Raw genomic sequence first — 19,954 nt, forward strand, 5'->3', positions numbered from 1 at the left:
CCGGCACCTGTCACACAGCATTTCGCTCCACGGCCCCGGCCAACTCCCCGATGTCGGCCAGCATCCGCCCGCTGTCCGGCTCCCTCCCCGTGAACAGCCGAAACGCGTCCGCGGCCTGGAACACAGCCATCCCGCCCCCGTCGAGCACAGCGCACCCCGCCGCCCGAGCGACCCGCAACAGCTCGGTCTCCAGCGGCCGGTACACCACCTCGGCCACCCACAACCCGGAATGCAGCAACTCCGCGGGCAACGGCAGCCCCGGATGCGCCGCCATCCCCGTCGGCGTCGCATGCACCAGCCCGTCGGCATCAGCCAGCAACCCCGCCAGCCGATCCGGCGTCGCGGCGACCGCGCGCCCCGCCCCGAAGTGCCGGTTCAGCGAGTCCGCGAGATCAGCCGCCCGGTCGGCCACCGCGTCCACGACAGTGACCCGCTCGGCGCCCAGCGTGAGCGTCGCGTGCGCGACCGCGGCCCCCGCGCCTCCGGCGCCGAGCTGCGCCACCCGCTCCAGCGAGGCATCCGGCAGGCCCCGCGCGAACGACGCCGCGAACCCGGTCACGTCCGTGTTGTGGCCGACGGCCCTCCCGTCGGCCTCGAAGACCACCGTGTTGACCGCACCGAGCGCCTCGGCCTGCGGGGAGAGGGCGTCCAGGTGCTCGATGACCAGCTGCTTGCAGGGGTGCGTGATGTTCAGCCCGTCGAAGCCGAGGTCACGCGCCGCCCGCACCAGCTCCCCCACGGCTTCCGGCGGAACGCCGACCACGTCGATGTCGATCAGCCGGTACAGGTACCGCAGTCCCTGCCGGTCGGCCTCGCGCTCGTGCAGGGCCGGGCTGAGCGACGGGCCGATGCCGGAACCGATTAGTCCGACGAGATACGAGTCCTTGGCCACGTGGCCCTCCTGAGCGGCAGCGCTAATGTACGAACTAGTACGTTAGCTATAACACCGGAGGCCACGGCATGGGAAGACCTCGTCGGCAACGGCGGCGGCACGGCCTTCTACAATCTCCGCACCGGCCTGCCCCTCGAAGGAACCCGATAGGAACCCGATGACCAGCGTCGACGAACCGGCACAGACCACCGGGCGGCTGCGTGACGCCGCCCGCACCCAGGCCGAGATCCTCGACGTGGCCACGCAGGAGTTCGCCCGGGCCGGCTACGACGGGGCCCGCGTCGACGAGATCGCGGCCCGCACCCGCACCACGAAGCGGATGATCTACTACTACTTCGGCGGCAAGGAGCAGCTGTTCACGGCGGTCCTGGAGCGCGCGTACGGCGTGATCCGCGAGGCCGAGCAGCAGCTGGACGTCGAGCACCTGGACCCGGTCGCGGCGATCCGCCGGCTCGCCGAGCTGACCTTCGACCACCACGAGCAGCACCCGGACTTCATCCGTCTGGTCAGCATCGAGAACATCCACGGCGCCGAGCACATCGCGGCCTCCGCGAAGCTCGGCAGGATCGGCTCGCCGGCGCTCGAGGTGATCCGCCGGATCCTGGCCGCCGGGCAGGAGTCCGGCCTGTTCACGGCCGATGTCGATGCCGTCGACCTGCACGCGCTGATCAGCTCGTTCTGCTTCTTCCGGGTGGCGAACCGGCACACCTTCGGCGCCCTCTTCGGCCGCGACCTGGTGGACCCGGCGCAGCGCGCGCACTACCGGGCCATGCTCGGCGACATGGTGATCGCCTATCTCACCGCGGAGCGCGCGGCGGACTGACCGCGCCGGGCGGCGAACACCCGACGCGGCAGAACGGGGTCGGCACGACCTCTTGACACCGGGGAAACGCGAGCGCAACATCCGTACCCATCGCGACTAACTACCCAGTGGGTTAATTAGCACCCGGCCCCCTGGTCCGCCGACCCCGTCATCCCTGGGATCCGGCCTTCTCCCCCGCCGCTCACTCCGCTTACGTTGGAGTTCCCCGAAGGAGCACCGCCGTGTCCGTCCCCGCCCAGTCCGCCGCCACCGCCGTACCACCCGGTGGCCAGCCGAAGAAGGCCGCCATGGCCGCCTGGATCGGCAGCGCCCTGGAGTACTACGACTTCTTCATCTACGGCAGCGCGGCCGCGCTGGTCTTCCCGAAGGTCTTCTTCGACGACTCGGACCCGGCCACCGCGACCCTGCTCTCGCTGGCCACGTTCGGCGTGGCGTACGCGGCCCGCCCGGTCGGCGCGCTGTTCCTCGGGCACTTCGGGGACCGGGTCGGCCGCAAGAAGATCATGGTCTTCACGCTGCTGCTGATGGGCCTGTCGACGTTCCTGATCGGCTGCCTGCCGACCCGCGCCCAGGTGGGCGGCCTCGCCCCGGTGCTGCTGGTGCTGTGCCGGGTGCTGCAGGGCATCTCGGCCGCCGGTGAGCAGGCCAGCGCCAGCTCGATGAGTCTGGAGCACGCGCCGCCGAACCGGCGCGGCTTCTTCACCAGTTTCACGCTCAGCGGCACCCAGGGCGGCCAGCTGATCGCCACCCTGGTCTTCATCGCGGTCTCCCAGCTGCCCGAGGACCAGCTGATGTCCTGGGGCTGGCGGGTGCCGTTCTGGCTGAGTGTCGCGGTGGCCGTGGCCGGCTGGTTCATCCGGCGCAAGCTCCAGGAGACCCCGGCCTTCGCCGAGCAGGCGGCGGGCGAGGGTGTCGTACGGCTGCCGCTGGTGACGCTGCTGCGGCACCACTGGGCGGACGTGCTGCGGGTGATCGGGGGCGCGCTGATCGCCTCGGTGAGCACGATCTTCACGGTGTGGGCGCTGGCGTACGCGACGAGCGACTCGGTCGGGATGTCCAAGACGTCGATGCTGTGGGTCGGCGCGCTGGCGAACCTGGTGGCGCTGGGCGCGATCCCGGCGTGGGCGACGCTGTCGGACCGGATCGGCCGGCGGCCGGTGTACCTGATCGGCGCGGTGGGCAGCGCGGTGGCGATGTTCGGCTACCTGTGGGCGATCTCCACCGGCTCCTACCCGCTGATCATGCTCCTCGGGATCGTCGCCTTCGGCGTCGTCTACAGCGCGGCGAACGGTGTCTGGCCGTCCTTCTACGGCGAGATGTTCTCGACCCGGGTGCGGCTGTCGGGCATGGCGATCGGTACCCAGATCGGGTTCGCGGTGGCCGGGTTCGCGGTGACCTTCGCGGCGCAGATCGCGGGTCCGGGCGGCGACGACTGGTCGTCGGTGGCCCTGTTCACGGCGGCGCTGTGCGTGCCGCCGGTGATCGCCGCGCTGTCCGCCCGCGAGACCCACACGGTGGCCACGGAGGACCTCGGGTCACGCTCTCCCCGCGAGGCGTCCCGGCCTGAGACCGTGACGGCCTGAACCGGTCGCGCAAGGAGGAACAGACATACGTCCGCCCGGGCCGGCGCCCGGGCGGACGGCGGCCGTCACCCTTCGGCCGCCTCCCGGATCAGCGGCTCGAACTCCCGCCGCACGTAGGCGTCGAACGGCTCCCGCAACGCCCCGTCGATCACGCGCCGCACCCGGTGTCCCGCGGCCAGCTCCTTGAACGCGGCGCGGGACTCGGGCCCCACGCCCCCGCCGATGATCAGCACCCCGAACTCCCCGGTCTCCAGCAGCTTCCGGGCCTCCTCGTCGGTGCTCACCCCCTCGGCGTCGAAGCCGTCCGTGCGCAGCGTGTCCAGCACGGCCGTCACCCTGGCGGGCGTCCTTCCGAGCACCAGCGTCCTCATGACCGTTCCCCTCCCCTGCATCGGCGTCAGCAGACTCGACTCTAGAACCTCAAGCGCACTTGAGATCAAGCGTTCCCGGGGCCCGGCCGAGGGAGATTTGGTCCCACGCCGTTCACACCCTGGACATGAGCGATGACCTGCGGGGATGCCGTTCGGTGCGATCGTGGGCCGTAGGCCGCCGAGCACTCTCTCCAGCGCAGGCGCATGCCTTCTCCCGGTCGGTCCGGCACCGGGTCCGACACCCTCGAGCAACGGCGGGGAACCGATGAGCCCGAGCACAGCTGACCGTCCTGAACAGGCCGTCGCCGAAGGCGACACCGACATCGCGGCCGGAGCCAAGCCGCTGCTCGACGCCCCGCAGACCGCCGCGGCGGGCATCGCGATGTGGATCTTCGTGGTCGGCCCGCTGATCGGCCTGGTGGTCGCGGTCCCGCTGGTGTGGGGACGGGGCCTGTCCGCGCTGGACGTCGCCATGGCCGTGGTGGCCTACCTGGTCTCCGGCTTCGGCCTCACGGTCGGCTATCACCGCCTCTTCACGCACCGCTCGTTCAAGGCCAGGCGGGGTCTGCGCATCGCCCTGGCCGTCGCGGGCTCGCTGGGGGTGGAGGGCTCGCCGGTGCAGTGGGTGGCGAACCACCGCCGCCACCACGCCTTCGCCGACCGCGAGGGCGACCCGCACTCGCCCTGGCGCTTCGGCACCGACACCCGCGCGCTGCTCAAGGGGCTGCTGCACGCGCACATCGGCTGGATGCTCAAGCGGGAACTGAGCAACCGGGCCCGGTTCGCGCCCGACATCGCCGCCGATCGCGACCTGCGCGTCGTCGGCCGTCTCTTCGGGCCGCTGACCGTCGTCTCGCTGCTGGCCCCCGCGCTGGTCGGCGGACTGGTCACGGGCACCTGGACCGGTGCGCTGACCGGGTTCTTCTGGGCGGGCGTGATGCGGATGGCGCTGCTGCACCATGTCACCTGGTCGGTGAACTCGGTCTGCCACGTCGCGGGCAGGCGCCCGTTCGCCAGCCGGGACAAGGCCACCAACTTCTGGCCGCTCGCGCTGCTGTCCTTCGGCGAGAGCTGGCACAACTCGCACCACGCCGACCCGACGGGCGCCCGGCACGGTGTGCTCCCCGGCCAGATCGACCCGTCGGCGCGTCTCATCCGGGTGTTCGAGAAGCTGGGCTGGGCCTACGACGTGCGCTGGCCGAGCGCGGACCGGCTCGGCGCCAGGCTGCTGCCCGAGCCGGCCGGCCGGCAGGAGTCAGCAGCCTGACGCCCGGCCTCACTTCAGGTGCCGGCCGAAGAACCGGTTCGCGTCCTCCCCCTCGAACCACGGGGTGCCGGTGTGCCCGCCCAGATTGGCGTGCAGCGTCTTCTCCTTGGTCCCGAAGGCGTCGAACAGGTCCAGGGCCCGCTGCCGGGGGTTCCCCTCGTCGTCCCACTGCAGCAGCATCAGCAGCGGAAGGGTGACCTGCCGGGCCTCCTCGCGCTGGGCGCGGGGCACGAACCCGCCGGCGAAGAAGCCGGCGGCGGCGATGCGCGGCTCGGCCACCGCGAGCCGGATGCCGAGGGCCATCCACCCCGAGTACCCGACCGGGCCGCCGACCTCGGGCAGCCCGAGGAGGGCGTCCAGGGTGGTCCGCCATTCCGGGGCCGCCTGTTCGACCAGCGGGCCGACGAGGGACTCGAAGATCTCGTCGACCGGTTCGCCGGCCTGCATCGCCCGGCGGAGGTCGGCGCGGGCCTGCTCGTCGGCGGCGGAACGGGGCCGGTCGCCACACCCGGCGGCGTCGATGGTGGCCACCGCGTAGCCGTTCGCCGCGGTGTGCCGGCCCCGGGCCACCAGCCGGGGCTGGCTCTTGGGCAGGCCGTTGTTGTGGGCCATGAGGATCAGCGGGGCGGGTGCGGCGGATCCGGGCGTCCACAGGGTGCCGGGGATCTCGCCGAGGGTGAACTCGCGCTCGATGACGCCGTCGTCGAGGTGCTGTTCGGAAGTGAAGTGCACGGTCGTGCCTTTCGGGAGGGCTCTCAGTGGCGCTCCCGGACGACCTGGCGTCCGACCGTGACCCCGGAGGGGAGCACCCATGTCGATACTGCGTTCACGGGTACCACCTCCTCGTTCTCTCGCACGGCCTCCGGAAAAGTAGCAGCGGTCGCCGTGGTCCGCCAACGGGTTTTCTTCCGGTCCGCCAACGGGTTTTTTCCGATCCGGACGGGCCCCGCACCTCCTTCGCCCGGGGCCTTCCACAGCGCGGGGTTCCTCAGGCGGACACCAGCAGCTCCGTCCAGTCCTTGGCCACCCGCTCCAGCGAGAACCCCTCCCGTACCTGTTCACGGGCGGCCGCCCCCGCGGACTGCCAGTCCTCCTGCTCGGCGAGTCCGGCGATCGCGTCGGCCATCGCCTGGGGGGTGTCGTGGATCCAGCGCCGGTCGTAGATCTCGTCCGCGCCCGGCCACGGCAGCAGCGCCGGTACGGCGCCCGAGGCCATGCCCTCGGCCGGGGCGAGGTGGAAGCTCTCGTCGTCGCTGGTGGACAGCACATGCCCGACGCGGCGCAGCCAGTTGGGCACGTCGGGGCCGAACTGGTCGAAGACGACAGCCCCTTCGAGCAGCGGCGAGGTCTGCATCCGGCGCAGGATCGCCTCGTAGTGCTCGCGCTCCTCGGGCTTGTTCCAGATCCACCAGTACTCCCACGGCGGCTTGGACTTGACCGAGAGGTGCCAGCGCCGGTCGCGGGCGCGCAGTGCTTCGAGGACGTCGAGGCCGAGGTCGAGGCGTTTACGGCTGGGCGCGATGCCGATCATGCCGAGCCGGTGGCGGGCGCCGGGCGCCTTGGGCCGGTCGAGCTGGTCGACGTCGACCCAGTTGCCGATCGTGGTGATCTTCGCGGCGGGCCAGCCGGTGCGGTCCCGGGTGGCGCGGGCGTAGTACGGGCTGACGCACACCACCCGGTCGACGTTGTCGATGTCGACCTGGCGCGGGTATCCGGCGTCGAGTTCGAAGCGGTGCAGGCGCACGATCAGCCGGCTGCCGCGCCGCTTGTGGCGGCTGTACCAGATCGCCGCCGGGCCGCACCACTCGACGACCACCACGTCGGCCCAGTCGGCGAGTTCACGGCTGGCGGTCGCGTCGTGCCGGGCGAGCGCGGGCCAGGCGTCGATCCGGACGTCGAGGCCGGGCAGCGCGCGCAGGTGGTCGAGGAGGCGGGTGAGGAACTTCAGGTCGTGGCCGGCCACGCCCACCCGCAGCGGGCGGACCCGGGTGGCGACGGCGGCGGGCGCGGCGGGGAAGGCGCGGTCGAGGTGGCCGCGCCAGCGGGCCGCCGCGGCCTCCATGGTGTACTCCCGGGCGGCCGCCGCGCACCGGTCGGCGGCGAGGTGCCGGGCGGCCGTGTCGCGTACGGCGAGACAGACGGCGTCCACCGCGTCCACGAGGGTGGCAGTGCCCGGTACGAACAGGGGGTAGTCGGCGCCGAGCAGGGCCTCGTGGGCGGGGGTGCGGTTGAGCACGACGGGCAGGCCGAGGGAGCCGAACTCCAGGACCTTGGTGGAGAGTTCGAGGCTGGCGTCGAGGGAGGCGGCGCGCCAGCCGAGGCCGAGGTCGCAGTCGGCGGCGAGGCGCATGGCCTCCTCGCGCGGCACGCCGCCGTGGTGGACGACCTCGGGGGTGGTGCGCAGCGCCTCGGCCATGGCGGTGTCGAAGCCGGGGTGGGCCGCATCCTTGTGGATCTTGTCGCCGACGGCGTGCAGTTCGGTCCGGATACCGCGTTCGGCGAGCATCGCGGGCAGCCGGGTCATGGGCAGGGTGTTCCAGCGGGGCGCGAACTTGCCGGTGTAGACGAGGCGTACGGGATCGTGCAGGCCGTTGCGCCCGGGCACCGGGAAGCCGGGTTCGGGCACCGCGGGCGGGCAGAGCACGGACCGGCCGCAGGCCTCCGGCACCCAGGCCTCCAGGAAGCAGCGCAACTCCTCTGTCTGGCAGAGGAGTTGCCGGGAGGCGGTGGCGATGCGGGCGAGGTCGGCGCGGGCCTCCTCGGTCATCTCGGCCGGGGACTGCGGGATGTCGGTGAGGTAGGCCCAGATCCGGCCCTCGAAGGCGCCGTCGCCGACGATCTGCTTCACCAGCCGCCGGCCGCGCAGCACCAGCAGGTCGCAGGGCTCCTCCGCGTCGAGCCGGGCGAGCAACTGCGAGGCCTGGAAGGGCGAGAGGGGGTGCGCGCCCTGGCCGGGGACGAGGTGTTCCTCGTACGGGCGGACCACGGTGACGCCGGGCAGGCCGGCCAGCGGGTCGGTCAGCCGGCCGGTCTCGACCGGGGCCTTGAGGACGAGGCGGGTGCGGCAGCCCGCGCGGGACAGCGCCTGGACCGTCGACTGGGCCCAGACGGCGGAGCCGTCGATGAGGTTGAGGTCCACGTCGCCGTAGACGAGCGCCCTCAGGGTGCGGGTCATGACGGTTCCTTTCCACGCACGGCGAACAGGCGGTGCCCGGCCCTCGACCAGCTGTCCGGCGGGGTGCCGGAGTCCAGGAGCGCGCGGCGTACGAGCAGCGGGTGCAGGGCGGGTACGAAGGCGTAGTCGTCGGCGGCGGGGGTGTGGCCCACCGCGTCGGCGCCCGAGAACTCCTGGGCGCAGAGCAGGTCGAGCAGCAGGGTGTCGGGGCGGTCCTCGGTGAGGTCCGTCCAGTCGGCGACCCAGGGTGCGGTGGGCGGTCCGGCGTGCACGGCGACCGAGGCCGCGGTGAGTTCGTCGAGGGCGAGGCCCGCCGGGTCGGCGACGACCACCTCGGCCGGCCGGTGCAGCTGGCCGAGCGCCTGGGCGACGAGGCGGGCCACGTCGGTGGCGTCCCGGGGCGCGGCGAGGACGGCGATCCGGCGTTCGGCGAGCGGGTCGGGGCCGCCGGTGAGGGCGGCGAGCCGGGCCAGCCGGAGCCGGGTGCTGTCCTGCAGGAAGACGTCCCGGAGCCGGTCCCGGCCGTCGGTGACCGGGTCGAGACGGCACAGCGCCGTCCCGGTGTCGCCGTCGAGGACGGTGTCCCAGGGCAGCAGGGACAGGCCCGGGGCGGACGACGCCGGGCCGTCCCGCCACAGCACGGCCGCGCGGCCCAGCCCCCGTGCCAGGTCGACCAGTTCGGCCAGCCGGCGGTCCAGGTCGGGGGCGAGTCCGGTGCCGGTGAGCGACCAGGGGCCGTCCTGGGCCGCGCATGCGCTCAGCTGGACCAGGAAGACGTCGGGGTCGGTGCGCTCGACCAGCAGCCGCCCGTCGTGCGGCAGCACCCGGGCGACCACGGCGTCCGCCGCGAAGTCCCGGGCGGTGCGGTCGGTGAGCACGCCGGTGAGCACCAGCCGGTCGCGGGGCGTCACGGACAGGGCCCGGTGGGAGAGGTGGAAGCGGTCGTCGGCCTGCGACTCCGGCGCGGGGGTGGCGGCGCGGGGACGGGAGCCGGCCGGGCCGCCCTTGGCCTTCCGCTGCCGCCACAGCCCGTACAGCTCCCCCGGCAGCTTGGCCGCGCGGCGCTTCGGGGACCGGGCCGCGGAGACCAGCGCCTTGCCGACCCGCAGCGAGGTGGAGCCCTCCAGCATGGCCACCCGCGACTCCAGTACACCGGTCCGTTCCCGGGCCCGGCGCAGCGCGGAGGTGAGCTGCTCCTTGTCCCGCACGGCGGCGGCGAGCCGTTCGGCGAGGCCGTCCTCGCGGGCGGTCTCCAGGGCGCGGGCGCTCTCCTCGGCCGCCCGCTCCAGGTCGATCAGGCGGGCCCGCTGGGAGCGGGAGACGAAGTCGGCGAGGACGTACTCGTCGGCGATCCGAAGGGCGGTGGCGAAGCCGTCGGCCGGCAGCGGGTGGCCGAACCAGTCGTGCGGCGGCAGGAGTTCCTCGGTGCACGCGAACACCGCGCCGGCGTGCAGGTGCGTGTAGCCGAGCGAGGCGGCGTGCAGTACCTGGCAGCGGTGTGCCACCAGGGCGTCGAGGAGGCGGTGGTAGGGCAGGTCGGTGCCGGGGTGGCCGAAGACGATCAGGCCGCGGCCGCCGGGCCGCATCCGTTCCAGTGCGGCCAGGCAGTCCGCCTCGTCGCCGTGCAGGGCGGGGTCGGGGCCGTAGCAGAGGAGCATCAGCTCGCCCTGCCCGACGGGCTGTTCGTGCCGGGTCAGGCCGACGCCCGGCGGGAGGTGCAGATAGGGGTCCAGACGCAGGCCGCCGCCGGTCGCGTCCACGACCGAGGTCACGTCGTCCAGGTGCGGGTGGAGCAGATCGGTCAGGCGCATCAGCGGGTCCTCGTGAAGACATGGAAGCCGACCCGGTTCTCGCGGAAGCCGTAGGGCCGGAAGTGGGTGTGGCTCAGTCCCAGCGGTTCGAGTTCCTCGCGGTAGGCGGCGATCGGCCGGTGCAGGATGTAGTCGCCGCGCGGGACGGGCTCGTCGATGTGCTCGTCGGTGACGATCAGGCGGCCGGTGATCCGGACGAGTGAGGCGAGGTTGCGCAGGCTCGCCGCCCACCGCGCGTCGTCCAGGACGTGGAAGAGGACGTCCACGCAGAGCACCACGTCGTAGAGCCAGGGGCTGCGCCACTCGTCGAGGGCGGCGACGGCGTAACGGGGGCCGCCGCCCTCGGCCCGCGCGTGGGTGACGGCCGCCTCGCTGGCGTCGAAGGCGTCCACGTGGTGGCCGCAGCGGGCGAGGGAGCGGGCGAAGTGCCCCTTGCCGCAGCCCGCGTCGAGGACGAAGAGCGGGGACGCGGGGCTGGACAGGTCGCCGATCAGGGTGAGGAGCTGGCCGAGCCGGATGGCGTAGAAGATCTCGTTGCCGGGGCGGTCCAGGCCGATGTGGCCGCCGGAGGCGAGGTCGTCGCGTTCGCGGTGCCGGGTGTCCCAGTAGGTGAGCGGGGCGGCGGTGTGGGTACGGGTGGCGTCAGTCATGGCGCTCCAGCCACTCGGTGGTCGTGGCACTCCAGCCACTCGGTGAGCACGCGGGCGATCCGGGGGCCGGCCTTGCCGTCCCACAGCGGTGGTCCCTCGGGGTCGGCCGCCGGCTGCCCGTCGAGGACCTTGCGCAGGGCGGGCACCAGTTCGCCGTGCCGGACCAGGCGGTTGGTGCCGTGGGTGACGGTGACCGGGCGTTCGGTCGTGGTGCGCAGCGTCAGACAGGGCACGCCGAGCACGGTGGTCTCCTCCTGGACGCCGCCCGAGTCGGTGATCACGGCGGCGGCCCCGCGGACCAGGCCCATGAACTCGACATAGCCGAGCGGGTCGAGGAGGTGGATGCCGGGCGCGTCGGCGAGGCCCGCCCTGCGCAGCGCCTCGCGGCCGCGCGGGTGCAGGGGGACGGCGAGGTCGAGGTGGCCGGCGGCCTCGGTGAGGGCGCGGGCGGCGGCCGCGGCGGCCTCGGGGTCGTCGACGTTGGCCGGCCGGTGCAGGGTGACCACGCCGTACCGCTCGGGCAGCGCGTGGGCGGCCCGGGCGGCGGCCGGGTCGAAATGCTCCAGATGGGTGAGCAGGGTGTCGATCATGGGGTTGCCGACGAAGTGCACCCGGCCCGGGTCGACGCCCTCGCGGGCGAGGTGCCCGACGGCTTCCGGGCTGGTCACGAAGAGCAGCTCGGCCAGCTGGTCGACCAGGCGCCGGTTGACCTCCTCCGGCATCGCCATGTCGAAGCTGCGCAGGCCCGCCTCGACATGGGCGACCGGGATGCCCAGCTTGGCGGCGACCAGGGCCGCGGCCAGGGTGGAGTTCACGTCGCCGTAGACGACGACCAGGGCCGGGGCGCGGGCGAGCAGCTCGCCCTCCAGCGCCACCAGCAGGTCGGCGGTCTGCCGGGCGTGGCTGCCGGAGCCGACGCCGAGGTCGGTGTCCGGGGCGGGCAGGCCCAGCTCCCGGAAGAAGATGTGCGACATCCGTTCGTCGTAGTGCTGACCCGTGTGCACCAGGACCTGGTCGTGCCCGCTCGCGCGCAGGGCGGCGACGACGGGCGCGGCCTTCACGAAGTTCGGCCTGGTCCCTACGACATGGAGTACGCGGCCGTTCATGTCGTACGTTCTCCGCTCTGTCGGCCTACCTTGGCGACATGGCCCGACGTCCGTCCCGGCACCTGCCGCGTGGTGTTCATCGCTTCCCCCGTGCAATCAGCTTGGCCGCATCCGTCGCCTGGGGCGAGTTGCGGCACGACCCCGCCCGGGCCGCGCTGCTCGGCGTACGGCTGCTTCCGGGGCGGGTGCGGAGCGGGCTGCAACCCGTCGAGAAGCGGCTCGCCGCCCGGGCCCGCGCGGCCGGGCCCACCGCCGGCCCGTCCCCGGCCCGGGTACCGGCGCCCGCCGGGCGGGCGGTGCGGCCCGAGCCCGGCCGGGTGCTCCATCTGGTCACCAACGGGCTGCCGTTCAAGCACGCCGGCTACACCGTGCGGACCCAGGCCCTCGCCGAGGCCCAGCGGGCCGCCGGGCTCGATCCGCACGTGGTGACCCGTATCGGGTTCCCGGTGGCGCAGGGCGTCCTGGACGCCCGTCCGTTGCAGATCGTGAACGGGGTGCCGCAGCACCGGCTGCTGCCGTACGGGCTGCCGTACGGCCAGGCGGCGGTCCTCGCCCGCAATGCCGAGCTGGCCGGGCGGCTGGTGGAGCGGCTGCGGCCGGCGGTGCTGCACGCGGCCACCGACCACGGGAACGGCCGGGTGGCGCTGGCCCTGCGGGAGACCTACCGGCTGCCGGTCGTGTACGAGGTGCGCGGGTTCCTGGAGGAGACCTGGCTGACCCAGGCGCCCGGCCGCACCGTGGACGACGCGTCGTACCGGGCCCGGCGCGCCCTGGAGACGTACTGCATGCGCGGGGCCGATCTGGTGCTGACGCTGGGCACGGCGATGAAGGCCGAGATCGTGGCCCGCGGGGTGCCCGAGGAGCGGGTCCTGATCGTGCCCAACGCGGTGGACGACGCCTTCCTCGCGCCGCCGCCGGACGGGGCGGAACTGCGCACCCGGCTCGGCATCGCGGCGGACGACTACGTGGTGGGCACCGTGAGCAGCCTTACTCCACACGAGGGAATCGGCACATTGCTCCATGCGGGTGCCGAACTGCGCCGCCGGGGTGTCCCGCTGCGGCTGCTGATCGTCGGGGACGGGCCGGAGCGCGGCAGGCTCCAGGCGCTGGCCGAACGGCTCGGGCTCGGGGCCGGCGTCGTCCTGTTCACCGGCCGCGTGCCGCACCACCAAGTGCGCTCCTACCACGCGGTTCTCGATGTCTTCGCGGTGCCGCGCACGGACGAACGGGTCTGCCATCTGGTCACCCCACTCAAGCCGGTCGAAGCGATGGCGAGCGGTATCCCCGTGGCGGCCAGTGATGTCACAGCCCTACGAGAACTGGTGAAAGACGAAGTGAACGGGCGGCTAATCCCGCCCGAATCTCCGCAAGCTTGGGCAGAAGCTCTCGAAGTATTGCTCTACAGTCGAAAACGGCGGCATGAATGGGGAGCATCCGCCCACGCGCTGGTGGCGCGTGAACGCACCTGGAAAAGGGTCGCTGCCACGACCCGAGAGGCCTATCGCACTCTTGGATGTGTCTGAGACCCCGCGCCCGGAACCGCTCACCGTCCGGGCTCTTCGGATCCATACGGCATCTGCCGTTGCTGCCGTCGAGGGCGGAGTGAATCCCTATGCAGGTCGAAAAGGCCGTACCGCTCGGGGAATCGAGCGCATCGCTCGGGGATGAGGAACAGCCCGACAGTTTCGAACTGGCCGTCATCGGGCTCGGCTACGTCGGACTCCCGCTCGCGCGGGAGGCGTCGCTGGTCGGCCTGCGCGTGGCCGGGCTCGACCTCGACCCACGGGTCGTGGAGGGCCTCAACGCCGGCCACTCCCATGTCGACGACGTCTCCGACGAGGACGTCGCCCGGATGCGGGCGGCCGGGTTCACCGCGTACACCGACGACAAGTGCCTGGCCCGCGCGCAGACCGTGGTGATCTGCGTGCCGACCCCGCTCAGCGAGGACGGCGGCCCCGATCTGGGCGCGGTGACCTCCGCCGCGCGGGCGGTGGCGGGCCGGCTGCGCCCCGGGCGGCTCGTCGTCCTGGAGTCGACCACCTATCCGGGCACCACCGAGGAGGTCGTCAAGCCGCTCCTGGAGGAGTCGGGGCTGCGGGCCGGCGAGGACTTCGCGCTGGCCTTCTCACCGGAGCGCATCGACCCCGGCAACTCCACCCACGGGCTGCGCGAGACACCGAAGGTGGTCGGCGGCTGCACCCCGGCGTGCGCGGCGAAGGCAGCCGCCTTCTACGGCAAGCTCGTCGACACGGTCGTCCAGGCCAAGGGCACCCGCGAGGCCGAGATGGCCAAGCTCCTCGAGAACACCTACCGGCACGTCAACATCGCCCTCGTCAACGAACTGGCCATTCTCTGCCGCGAGTTGCATGTCGACGTCTGGGACGCCATCCGCTGCGCCGGGACGAAGCCGTTCGGTTTCCAGGCCTTCCGGCCGGGCGCCGGGGTGGGCGGTCACTGCATCCCGATCGACCCCAACTACCTCTCCTACAAGGTGCGTTCGATCGGCTACGAGTTCCGGTTCGTGGAACTCGCCCGGGAGATCAACGCACATATGCCGGAGTACGTCGTCCGGCGCGCCCAGGACCTGCTCAACCACGAGGGCCGCGCGCTGCACGGCTCCCGGGTGCTGCTCCTCGGCGTCACCTACAAGCCGGACGTCGCCGACCAGCGCGAGGCGCCGGCGGTGCCGGTGGCCCGGCTGCTGCGGGAGCGGGAGGCGGAGATCGCCTTCCACGACCCGTTCGTGCAGGCCTGGTTCGTGGACGGGGAGGGCGTGCCCCGCGTCACCGACGTGATGGCCGCCGTGCGCTCGCACGACCTGACGATCCTGCTCCAGGACCACTCCGGGTACGACCTCCCGGCCCTCGGCGACGAGGCCCGTCTGCTCTTCGACACCCGGGGGCGGATCTTCCGGCCCGGCGTCGAGGTGCTGTAACCGGTCGCTGCCGGACCTCTGTGGCAACTCCCCTTCCGCGGACCGGAGTCGAAGGGCTCCGGGCCGCGGAGTCGAAAGGCGCTCAGATGCGGATACTCGTCGTCACCGTCGTCCACCACCCCGAGGACGCGCGCATCCTGCACCGGCAGATCGGCGCGCTGCGGGACCGCGGGCACCACGTGGTCTACGCGGCGCCGTTCTCGGCCCGCGAGGTACGGCCGCGCCCGGACCTGGAGGGCATCGACCTGCCCCGTGCGGTGGGCCGCAGCCGCCGCACGGCGGTGCGGGCGGCCCGGACCCTGCTGGCCCAACGCGGCCACGAGGCGGACCTCGTCCTGCTCCACGACCCGGAACTGCTGCTGACCCTCCCAGGCACCCTGCGCCGCTGGCGGCGGTCCGGCACCGGTCCGGTGGTCGTCTGGGACGTCCACGAGGACACCGCGGCCGCGCTCGCCATGAAACGCTGGGTGCCGGGGCCGCTGCGGCCACCGCTGCGGCTCGGCGTCCGCGCGGCCGAACGGCTGGCGGAACGTCATCTGCGGCTGCTGCTCGCCGAGGACGCCTACCAGGAGCGGTTCCGCCGCACCCACCCCGTGGTGCCGAACTTCACCACCGCCCCGACCGGGGCACCCGAACCGCCCGGCACCGAACGGGTCGTCTACGTCGGCCACCTGTCCCGGGCGCGCGGCGCGCTCGACCTGATAGAGACGGCCCGGCACCTGGGCCCCGGCCTGCGCGTGGAGGTGGCCGGCGCGGCCGACCCCGACGTCCGGGACGCGCTCACGGCCGCCGACCGGGACGGCGTCCTGCGCTGGCACGGCTTCCTGCCCAACGACCGTGCCCTCGCCCTGTTCCCGGGCGCCCTGGCCGGCCTCTCGCTCCTCCACGACCAGCCCAACTACCGCCATTCCCGGCCCACCAAGGTCGTCGAGTACATGGCCCACGGCGTTCCCGTCGTCACCACCCCCACCCCGCTGGCCGCGGACATGGTCGAGCAGCACGGCTGCGGGCTCGTCGTCCCCTACGAGGATCCGCGGGCGGCGGCGGAGGCGATACGCCGGCTGAGCACCGACGCGATCCTGCGCCACACCGCGGCCCAGCGCGGCCGCGAGGCTGCCCTCACCCACTTCAACTGGCCTGACAAGGCAGCGGAGTTCACCCAGTGGCTGGAGACGTGGGTGCGGGAGGAGACCGGGACTAGGCGCGCGGGTGACGCGGTTCGTACAAGGCGACCTCGCCTCCGCCCGGCAACCGGAAGCCCGTCACCCGGCCCCAGGCCGCGATCTGGACGGGTCGGCTGAACTCGACGCCTTTTCCGGCAAGTTCGGTGACCGTCTCGTCCAGGTCGTCGCACATCAGCATCAGTTCGTGCGACGGCTCGCCGTCGGCCGGATGGCAGGCGACCTCGGCCGGCGGCAGCCGGAAGACCAGCCAGCCGTGCCCGGCGTCGACGTGCGGCCAGCCCAGCACGTCCCGCAGGAAGGCGCGGTCCGCCTCGGCGTCGCGCGTGTAGATCACCACATGTGCCCCATTGATCACGCGCGGAGGCTAGTCCCGGGAAGGCCGGACGGCAAGGACCTCCCGTCACGCGTTGGACCAGCCCCGCTCGCAGAGCACCAGCCGGTACCCGTCCGGGTCCTCGACGGTGACCCCCCACCGGTTCCAGTACGGGTTCGGCGAGGGCACCAGCTTGCCGCCGTGCTCCTCCAGCCGGGCGACCAGGTCCTCCGGCACCGGCCCGTCGACGTAGACGACCAGCAGGTCCTCCTCGGTGGGCCGGGGCTGGACGGGCCCGGCGGGCTCGTGCACCAGCTCCAGATGCCAGCCGGCGTCCGGCCAGCCCATCATCAGCAGGTCGTGCTCGCCGGGTTCCGGCCCGCCCTCGTCCCGCCACACCACACCGAGCCCCAGCCCCCGCACCCAGAACCGCTCGGCCGCGGCCAGGTCCCGGGAGGGCCGGGCGATCCGGATGTGACTGCGACCGTTGACGGACATCGTGACCTCTTCCCGAGCTGCCGTTTCCTGATCGGCAGCCTAGGTTTCCGGACCACGCGCGACCATCGGCCGATCGCCCTCGGTCATGGGCCCTAGGGCCTGTCGTCCAGGTGGCCGTCAGGCGCGCGGCACGCCGTACGCCCGCTCCACCCGCAGCCGCAGCACCAGCCGGCGGTCGCGGACCATCGCGGCGCGGTAGTCGTCCCAGTCGGGGTGCTCGCCGCGGACGTCGCGGTAGAGGCGGACGAGCTCCTCGACGGTCGCGTCGTAGGGGTCCTCGGCGACCGGCGAGAGTTCGGCGGTGCCCTCGGCGACCGTGTAGGCCCAGCGGTCCGGGCTGGTGACGTGGTACGAGGCGCGGGGGTCGCGGCGCAGGTTGCGGGTCTTGGCGCGGCCGTCGGTGACCGAGACGCGCACGGTCCGCTCATCGGGGTAGTACGCGTGGTTGACATTGGACAGCTGGGGGCGTCCGTCGCTCCTGAGGGTGACCAGCACCCCGTCGTGGCCTTCGGCGAGCAGCTTCAGAAGAGCGTCCTGGGTCATGTCCGGTGCAACCCCGCCGCGTCCGTCGTGCATTCCCTCCTCCGCTTCCCCGCCCTCCTCCACCTCCTCCCGGCCATCGCACGCCGGGGCCTCACCGGCCCGGCCGTGCGCGGAGCGGAGCCGCCGGGCGGCGGTACGGCCGCGCCGGGCGCACAAGTCGCCGCGCCGACCGGGGTGTGCCCGGAGTCCGCGCGGGACATCGCGGGCACATACGAGCTGGGGAACCGTCGTGACCCGCCGCACCACTCCGGTCCTCGGGCACGACGACGGCGGAGCGTCCGCTTTCCGGTGTCTCTTCTATAGCGTCCGTCACACCACACGCGGATGAGCGGGACCGTTCCCCTCTTCCTGCGCGACGATGAGGTCCGAGGTCGCACCGCACCGCGGACGACACGACCGGAGGAGAGCGATGGCACAGCTGCGACAGGAAGTCGACCCCAGTGAGGTCGGGCTGGACGTGAAGGCGCTGGACCGCCTCGACCAGCACTTCGCCCACTTCGTCGACGAAGGGCGCCTGCCCGGTTACCTGGTGGCCGTGGCGCGCGGCGGCCGGGTCGCCCACCTCACCACGCAGGGCCACCGCGACCGCGCGGCCGGACTGCCGGTCGAGCCGGACACCATCTGGCGGATCTACTCCATGACCAAGCCGGTCACCGCGGTCGCCGTGCTGCTGCTGGTGGAGGACGGGCTGCTGTCCCTGGACGACCCCGTCGACCGCTTCCTGCCGGAGTTCGCCGCCCCGCGGGTCCATGTGTCCGGTGCGGGCGACGACATGGTGACCCGGCCGGCCGACGGCCCGATCCGGATCCGCCATCTGCTCACCCACACCGCCGGGTTGACCTTCGCCTTCTACCACACACACCCCGTGGACGCCCTCTACCGCGAGGCGGGCCTGGAGTTCTCGGTGCCGGCCGGCGCGGACCTCGCCGAGGCGATGGCGGTGTACGCCCGCATGCCGCTCCAGTTCGAGCCGGGCACCCAGTGGAACTACTCCGTCGGCTTCAACGTGCTCAGCCGCGTCGTCGAGGTGGTCTCCGGGCAGCGGCTCGACGAGTTCTTCGCCGACCGGATCTTCCGCCCGCTCGGCATGCCGGACGCAGGCCTGCACATCGTGCCCGAACAGGCCGACCGGCTCTCCGAGTTGTACGGCGAGACGGAGGGCGGCGCCATCGAGGCGATCCCCGGCCTGCCGTTGCGGGGCCGCCCCCGCTTCCTGTCCGGCAGCGGCGGCCTCGCGGCGACGGCGTACGACTACCACCGGTTCATGGAGATGCTGCGCCGGGGCGGCGAACTGGACGGCGTCCGGCTGCTGTCGCCCGCCTCTGTGGGGCTGCTCTCCAGCAACCACCTGCCCGGCGGGGCCGATCTGCGGGCCTACGGCGCCCCGGTCCACCGGGAACCCGGCAACGACGGGCTCGGCTTCGGCCTGGGCGTCTCCGTGGTGGTCGACCCGGACCGCACCCTCGCCCCCAGCAGCCCCGGCACCTACGGCTGGACCGGCGCGGCCACCACCGCGTTCTGGGTGGACCCGGCCAACGACCTGACCGTGCAGTTCCACACCCAGGTCCGGCCGAAGACCCTGAAGATCTTCCCGGAGCTGCGCCGGCTGGTCCACGAGTCGATCCTGGACTGAGCGTCTTCCGAACGCGCGCCCGGTCAGACCAGGTTGGCCTCCGGGCGTGGGGCGTCGGCCGCGAACCGGTCGGCGCCGAGCGGGCGGACGTCCAGGAAGGGCGCCCGGCCCAGGTACAGGTCGCGGATCACCTCTCCGACGGCCGGTGCCTGCAGGAAGCCGTGGCCGGAGAACCCGGTGGCGTACAGGAACCGGGAGACCGAACCCGCCTCGCCGATCAGGGCGTTGTGGTCCGGGGTGTTCTCGTACAGGCCCGCCCAGCCGCCGGTGCGGCGCAGGTCGAGCAGGGCCGGCGCCCGGCGCTCCATCGCCGCGTACAGGCGCGGGATCCAGCGGTCGTGGGTGTCGGTGGCGAAGCCCGGCCGTTCGTCGGGGTCGGACATGCCGAGCAGCAGGCCGGGGCCCTCGGCGTGGAAGTACAGGCTGGTGGTGAAGTCGATGGTCATGGGGAGCGTCGGCGGCAGCCCCGGGACCGGTTCCGTCACCGCGATCTGGCGGCGCAGCGGCTGCACCGGTAAGTCGACGCCGGCCATCGCGCCGACCGCCCGCGACCAGGCGCCGGCCGCGCAGATCACCGTGTCGGTGGCGATCCGGCCGAGGGTGGTATGCACGGCGGTGAGGTACGGGCCGTCCCGTTCGATGCCGGTGACCTCGGTGTGGCGCAGTACGCGGGCGCCGTGCGCGCGGGCCGCGGCCGCGTAGCCGTGCACGACGGACTCGGGGGTGCAGTGGCCGTCGTCCGGGGAGTACGCGGCGGCCAGCAGTCCGTCGGTGGTGATCAGCGGGGAGAGCCGGGCCGCCTCTTTCGGGGTGAGCATCCGGCTGGGCACGCCGAGGTGGTTCTGCAGCCGGACGCCCGCCTCGAAGGAGGTGACTTCCTCGGGGGTGGAGAGGAGGAAGAGGTAGCCGACCCGGTGCAGCCCGATGTCGTACCCGATCTCCTCGCCGAAGCGGGCGAAGGCCTCTAAGCTGCGCGCGCCCAGCTGGATGTTGAGCTCGTCCGAGAACTGGGCGCGCACCCCGCCCGCGGCCTTCGAGGTGGATCCGGCGGCGAGTTCGTCGCGTTCGACGAGGACGACGTCACGGACGCCGGCGCTCGCGAGATGGCAGGCGATGCTGGTACCCATCACCCCGCCGCCGATGATCACGACCTGGGCCCGAAGATTCACG

The 19,954-nt window shown here is 73.0% G+C and carries 18 protein-coding genes; 7 read left to right on the plus strand and 11 right to left on the minus strand.

Annotated features, from left to right (window positions below; all coding sequences use genetic code 11):
- Positions 1-10: 10 nt before the first annotated feature.
- Positions 11-892, minus strand: a complete 882-nt coding sequence (locus ACFWPQ_RS32745) for a shikimate dehydrogenase (protein WP_384042704.1) — start codon at positions 890-892, stop codon at positions 11-13.
- A gap of 157 nt (positions 893-1,049) precedes the next feature.
- Here ACFWPQ_RS32745 and ACFWPQ_RS32750 point away from each other — a divergent pair, with 157 nt between their 5' ends.
- Positions 1,050-1,715 (plus strand): TetR/AcrR family transcriptional regulator, encoded by a 666-nt coding sequence (locus tag ACFWPQ_RS32750; protein WP_384042706.1) that lies wholly within the window; start codon positions 1,050-1,052, stop codon positions 1,713-1,715.
- Between the two features lie 287 nt (positions 1,716-2,002).
- Positions 2,003-3,298: an MFS transporter gene (locus ACFWPQ_RS32755; RefSeq protein WP_384042820.1), complete on the plus strand. Its 1,296-nt coding sequence runs from the start codon at positions 2,003-2,005 to the stop codon at positions 3,296-3,298.
- Between the two features lie 65 nt (positions 3,299-3,363).
- On the opposite strand, the gene ACFWPQ_RS32760 is transcribed toward ACFWPQ_RS32755, so the two are convergent.
- Positions 3,364-3,669 (minus strand): hypothetical protein, encoded by a 306-nt coding sequence (locus tag ACFWPQ_RS32760; protein ID WP_361302119.1) that lies wholly within the window; start codon positions 3,667-3,669, stop codon positions 3,364-3,366.
- A 265-nt stretch (positions 3,670-3,934) separates the two neighbouring features.
- Here ACFWPQ_RS32760 and ACFWPQ_RS32765 point away from each other — a divergent pair, with 265 nt between their 5' ends.
- Positions 3,935-4,936, plus strand: coding sequence for an acyl-CoA desaturase (locus ACFWPQ_RS32765; protein ID WP_384042708.1), 1,002 nt, complete (start codon positions 3,935-3,937; stop codon positions 4,934-4,936).
- Between the two features lie 9 nt (positions 4,937-4,945).
- On the opposite strand, the gene ACFWPQ_RS32770 is transcribed toward ACFWPQ_RS32765, so the two are convergent.
- From ACFWPQ_RS32770 to wecB, 5 genes are all read right to left on the minus strand, one after another.
- Positions 4,946-5,668: an alpha/beta hydrolase gene (locus tag ACFWPQ_RS32770; protein ID WP_384042711.1), complete on the minus strand. Its 723-nt coding sequence runs from the start codon at positions 5,666-5,668 to the stop codon at positions 4,946-4,948.
- Positions 5,669-5,924: 256 nt separating this feature from the next.
- Positions 5,925-8,111 (minus strand): glycosyltransferase, encoded by a 2,187-nt coding sequence (locus tag ACFWPQ_RS32775; protein ID WP_384042714.1) that lies wholly within the window; start codon positions 8,109-8,111, stop codon positions 5,925-5,927.
- Positions 8,108-9,922, minus strand: a complete 1,815-nt coding sequence (locus tag ACFWPQ_RS32780; RefSeq protein WP_384042716.1) for a hypothetical protein — start codon at positions 9,920-9,922, stop codon at positions 8,108-8,110. The genes ACFWPQ_RS32775 and ACFWPQ_RS32780 overlap by 4 nt, the downstream gene beginning before the upstream one ends.
- Positions 9,922-10,572, minus strand: a complete 651-nt coding sequence (locus ACFWPQ_RS32785; RefSeq protein WP_384042719.1) for a class I SAM-dependent methyltransferase — start codon at positions 10,570-10,572, stop codon at positions 9,922-9,924. Before ACFWPQ_RS32785 ends, ACFWPQ_RS32780 begins: the two co-directional genes overlap by 1 nt.
- The gene (gene wecB, locus ACFWPQ_RS32790) at positions 10,569-11,678 is read right to left on the minus strand and encodes a non-hydrolyzing UDP-N-acetylglucosamine 2-epimerase (RefSeq protein WP_384042722.1); all 1,110 of its coding nucleotides are present in this window, start codon (positions 11,676-11,678) and stop codon (positions 10,569-10,571) included. The genes ACFWPQ_RS32785 and wecB overlap by 4 nt, the downstream gene beginning before the upstream one ends.
- A gap of 101 nt (positions 11,679-11,779) precedes the next feature.
- Here wecB and ACFWPQ_RS32795 point away from each other — a divergent pair, with 101 nt between their 5' ends.
- The 3 genes from ACFWPQ_RS32795 to ACFWPQ_RS32805 all read left to right on the plus strand — a co-directional run bounded on the left by ACFWPQ_RS32795 (position 11,780) and on the right by ACFWPQ_RS32805 (position 15,914).
- A complete protein-coding gene (locus ACFWPQ_RS32795; RefSeq protein WP_384042725.1) occupies positions 11,780-13,201 on the plus strand; it encodes a glycosyltransferase family 4 protein in 1,422 nt (473 codons plus the stop codon).
- Positions 13,202-13,290: 89 nt separating this feature from the next.
- Positions 13,291-14,613, plus strand: coding sequence for a nucleotide sugar dehydrogenase (locus ACFWPQ_RS32800; protein ID WP_384042728.1), 1,323 nt, complete (start codon positions 13,291-13,293; stop codon positions 14,611-14,613).
- Between the two features lie 86 nt (positions 14,614-14,699).
- A complete protein-coding gene (locus ACFWPQ_RS32805) occupies positions 14,700-15,914 on the plus strand; it encodes a glycosyltransferase (RefSeq protein WP_384042730.1) in 1,215 nt (404 codons plus the stop codon).
- Here ACFWPQ_RS32805 and ACFWPQ_RS32810 read toward each other — a convergent pair.
- The 3 genes from ACFWPQ_RS32810 to ACFWPQ_RS32820 form a co-directional block, all read right to left on the minus strand.
- Entirely contained in the window at positions 15,811-16,152 is a 342-nt protein-coding gene (locus tag ACFWPQ_RS32810; RefSeq protein WP_384042733.1) for a VOC family protein, read from the minus strand. The two genes, ACFWPQ_RS32805 and ACFWPQ_RS32810, sit on opposite strands and share 104 nt — an antisense overlap.
- Positions 16,153-16,197: 45 nt before the next feature.
- A complete protein-coding gene (locus tag ACFWPQ_RS32815) occupies positions 16,198-16,608 on the minus strand; it encodes a VOC family protein (protein WP_384042736.1) in 411 nt (136 codons plus the stop codon).
- Between the two features lie 117 nt (positions 16,609-16,725).
- Positions 16,726-17,151: a PPOX class F420-dependent oxidoreductase gene (locus ACFWPQ_RS32820; protein WP_384042738.1), complete on the minus strand. Its 426-nt coding sequence runs from the start codon at positions 17,149-17,151 to the stop codon at positions 16,726-16,728.
- 409 nt (positions 17,152-17,560) lie between these two features.
- Between ACFWPQ_RS32820 and ACFWPQ_RS32825 the strand changes: the two genes are divergently transcribed.
- Positions 17,561-18,784 carry a serine hydrolase domain-containing protein gene (locus ACFWPQ_RS32825; RefSeq protein ID WP_384042741.1) on the plus strand — a complete coding sequence of 408 codons (1,224 nt, stop codon included), beginning with the start codon at positions 17,561-17,563 and terminating at the stop codon, positions 18,782-18,784.
- Positions 18,785-18,807: 23 nt separating this feature from the next.
- Here ACFWPQ_RS32825 and ACFWPQ_RS32830 read toward each other — a convergent pair whose 3' ends face one another.
- The gene (locus tag ACFWPQ_RS32830) at positions 18,808-19,953 is read right to left on the minus strand and encodes an NAD(P)/FAD-dependent oxidoreductase (protein ID WP_384042744.1); all 1,146 of its coding nucleotides are present in this window, start codon (positions 19,951-19,953) and stop codon (positions 18,808-18,810) included.
- Position 19,954 lies beyond the last annotated feature (1 nt).

It is taken from the genome of Streptomyces sp. NPDC058464 (assembly GCF_042721035.1).
GTDB lineage: Bacteria > Actinomycetota > Actinomycetes > Streptomycetales > Streptomycetaceae > Streptomyces.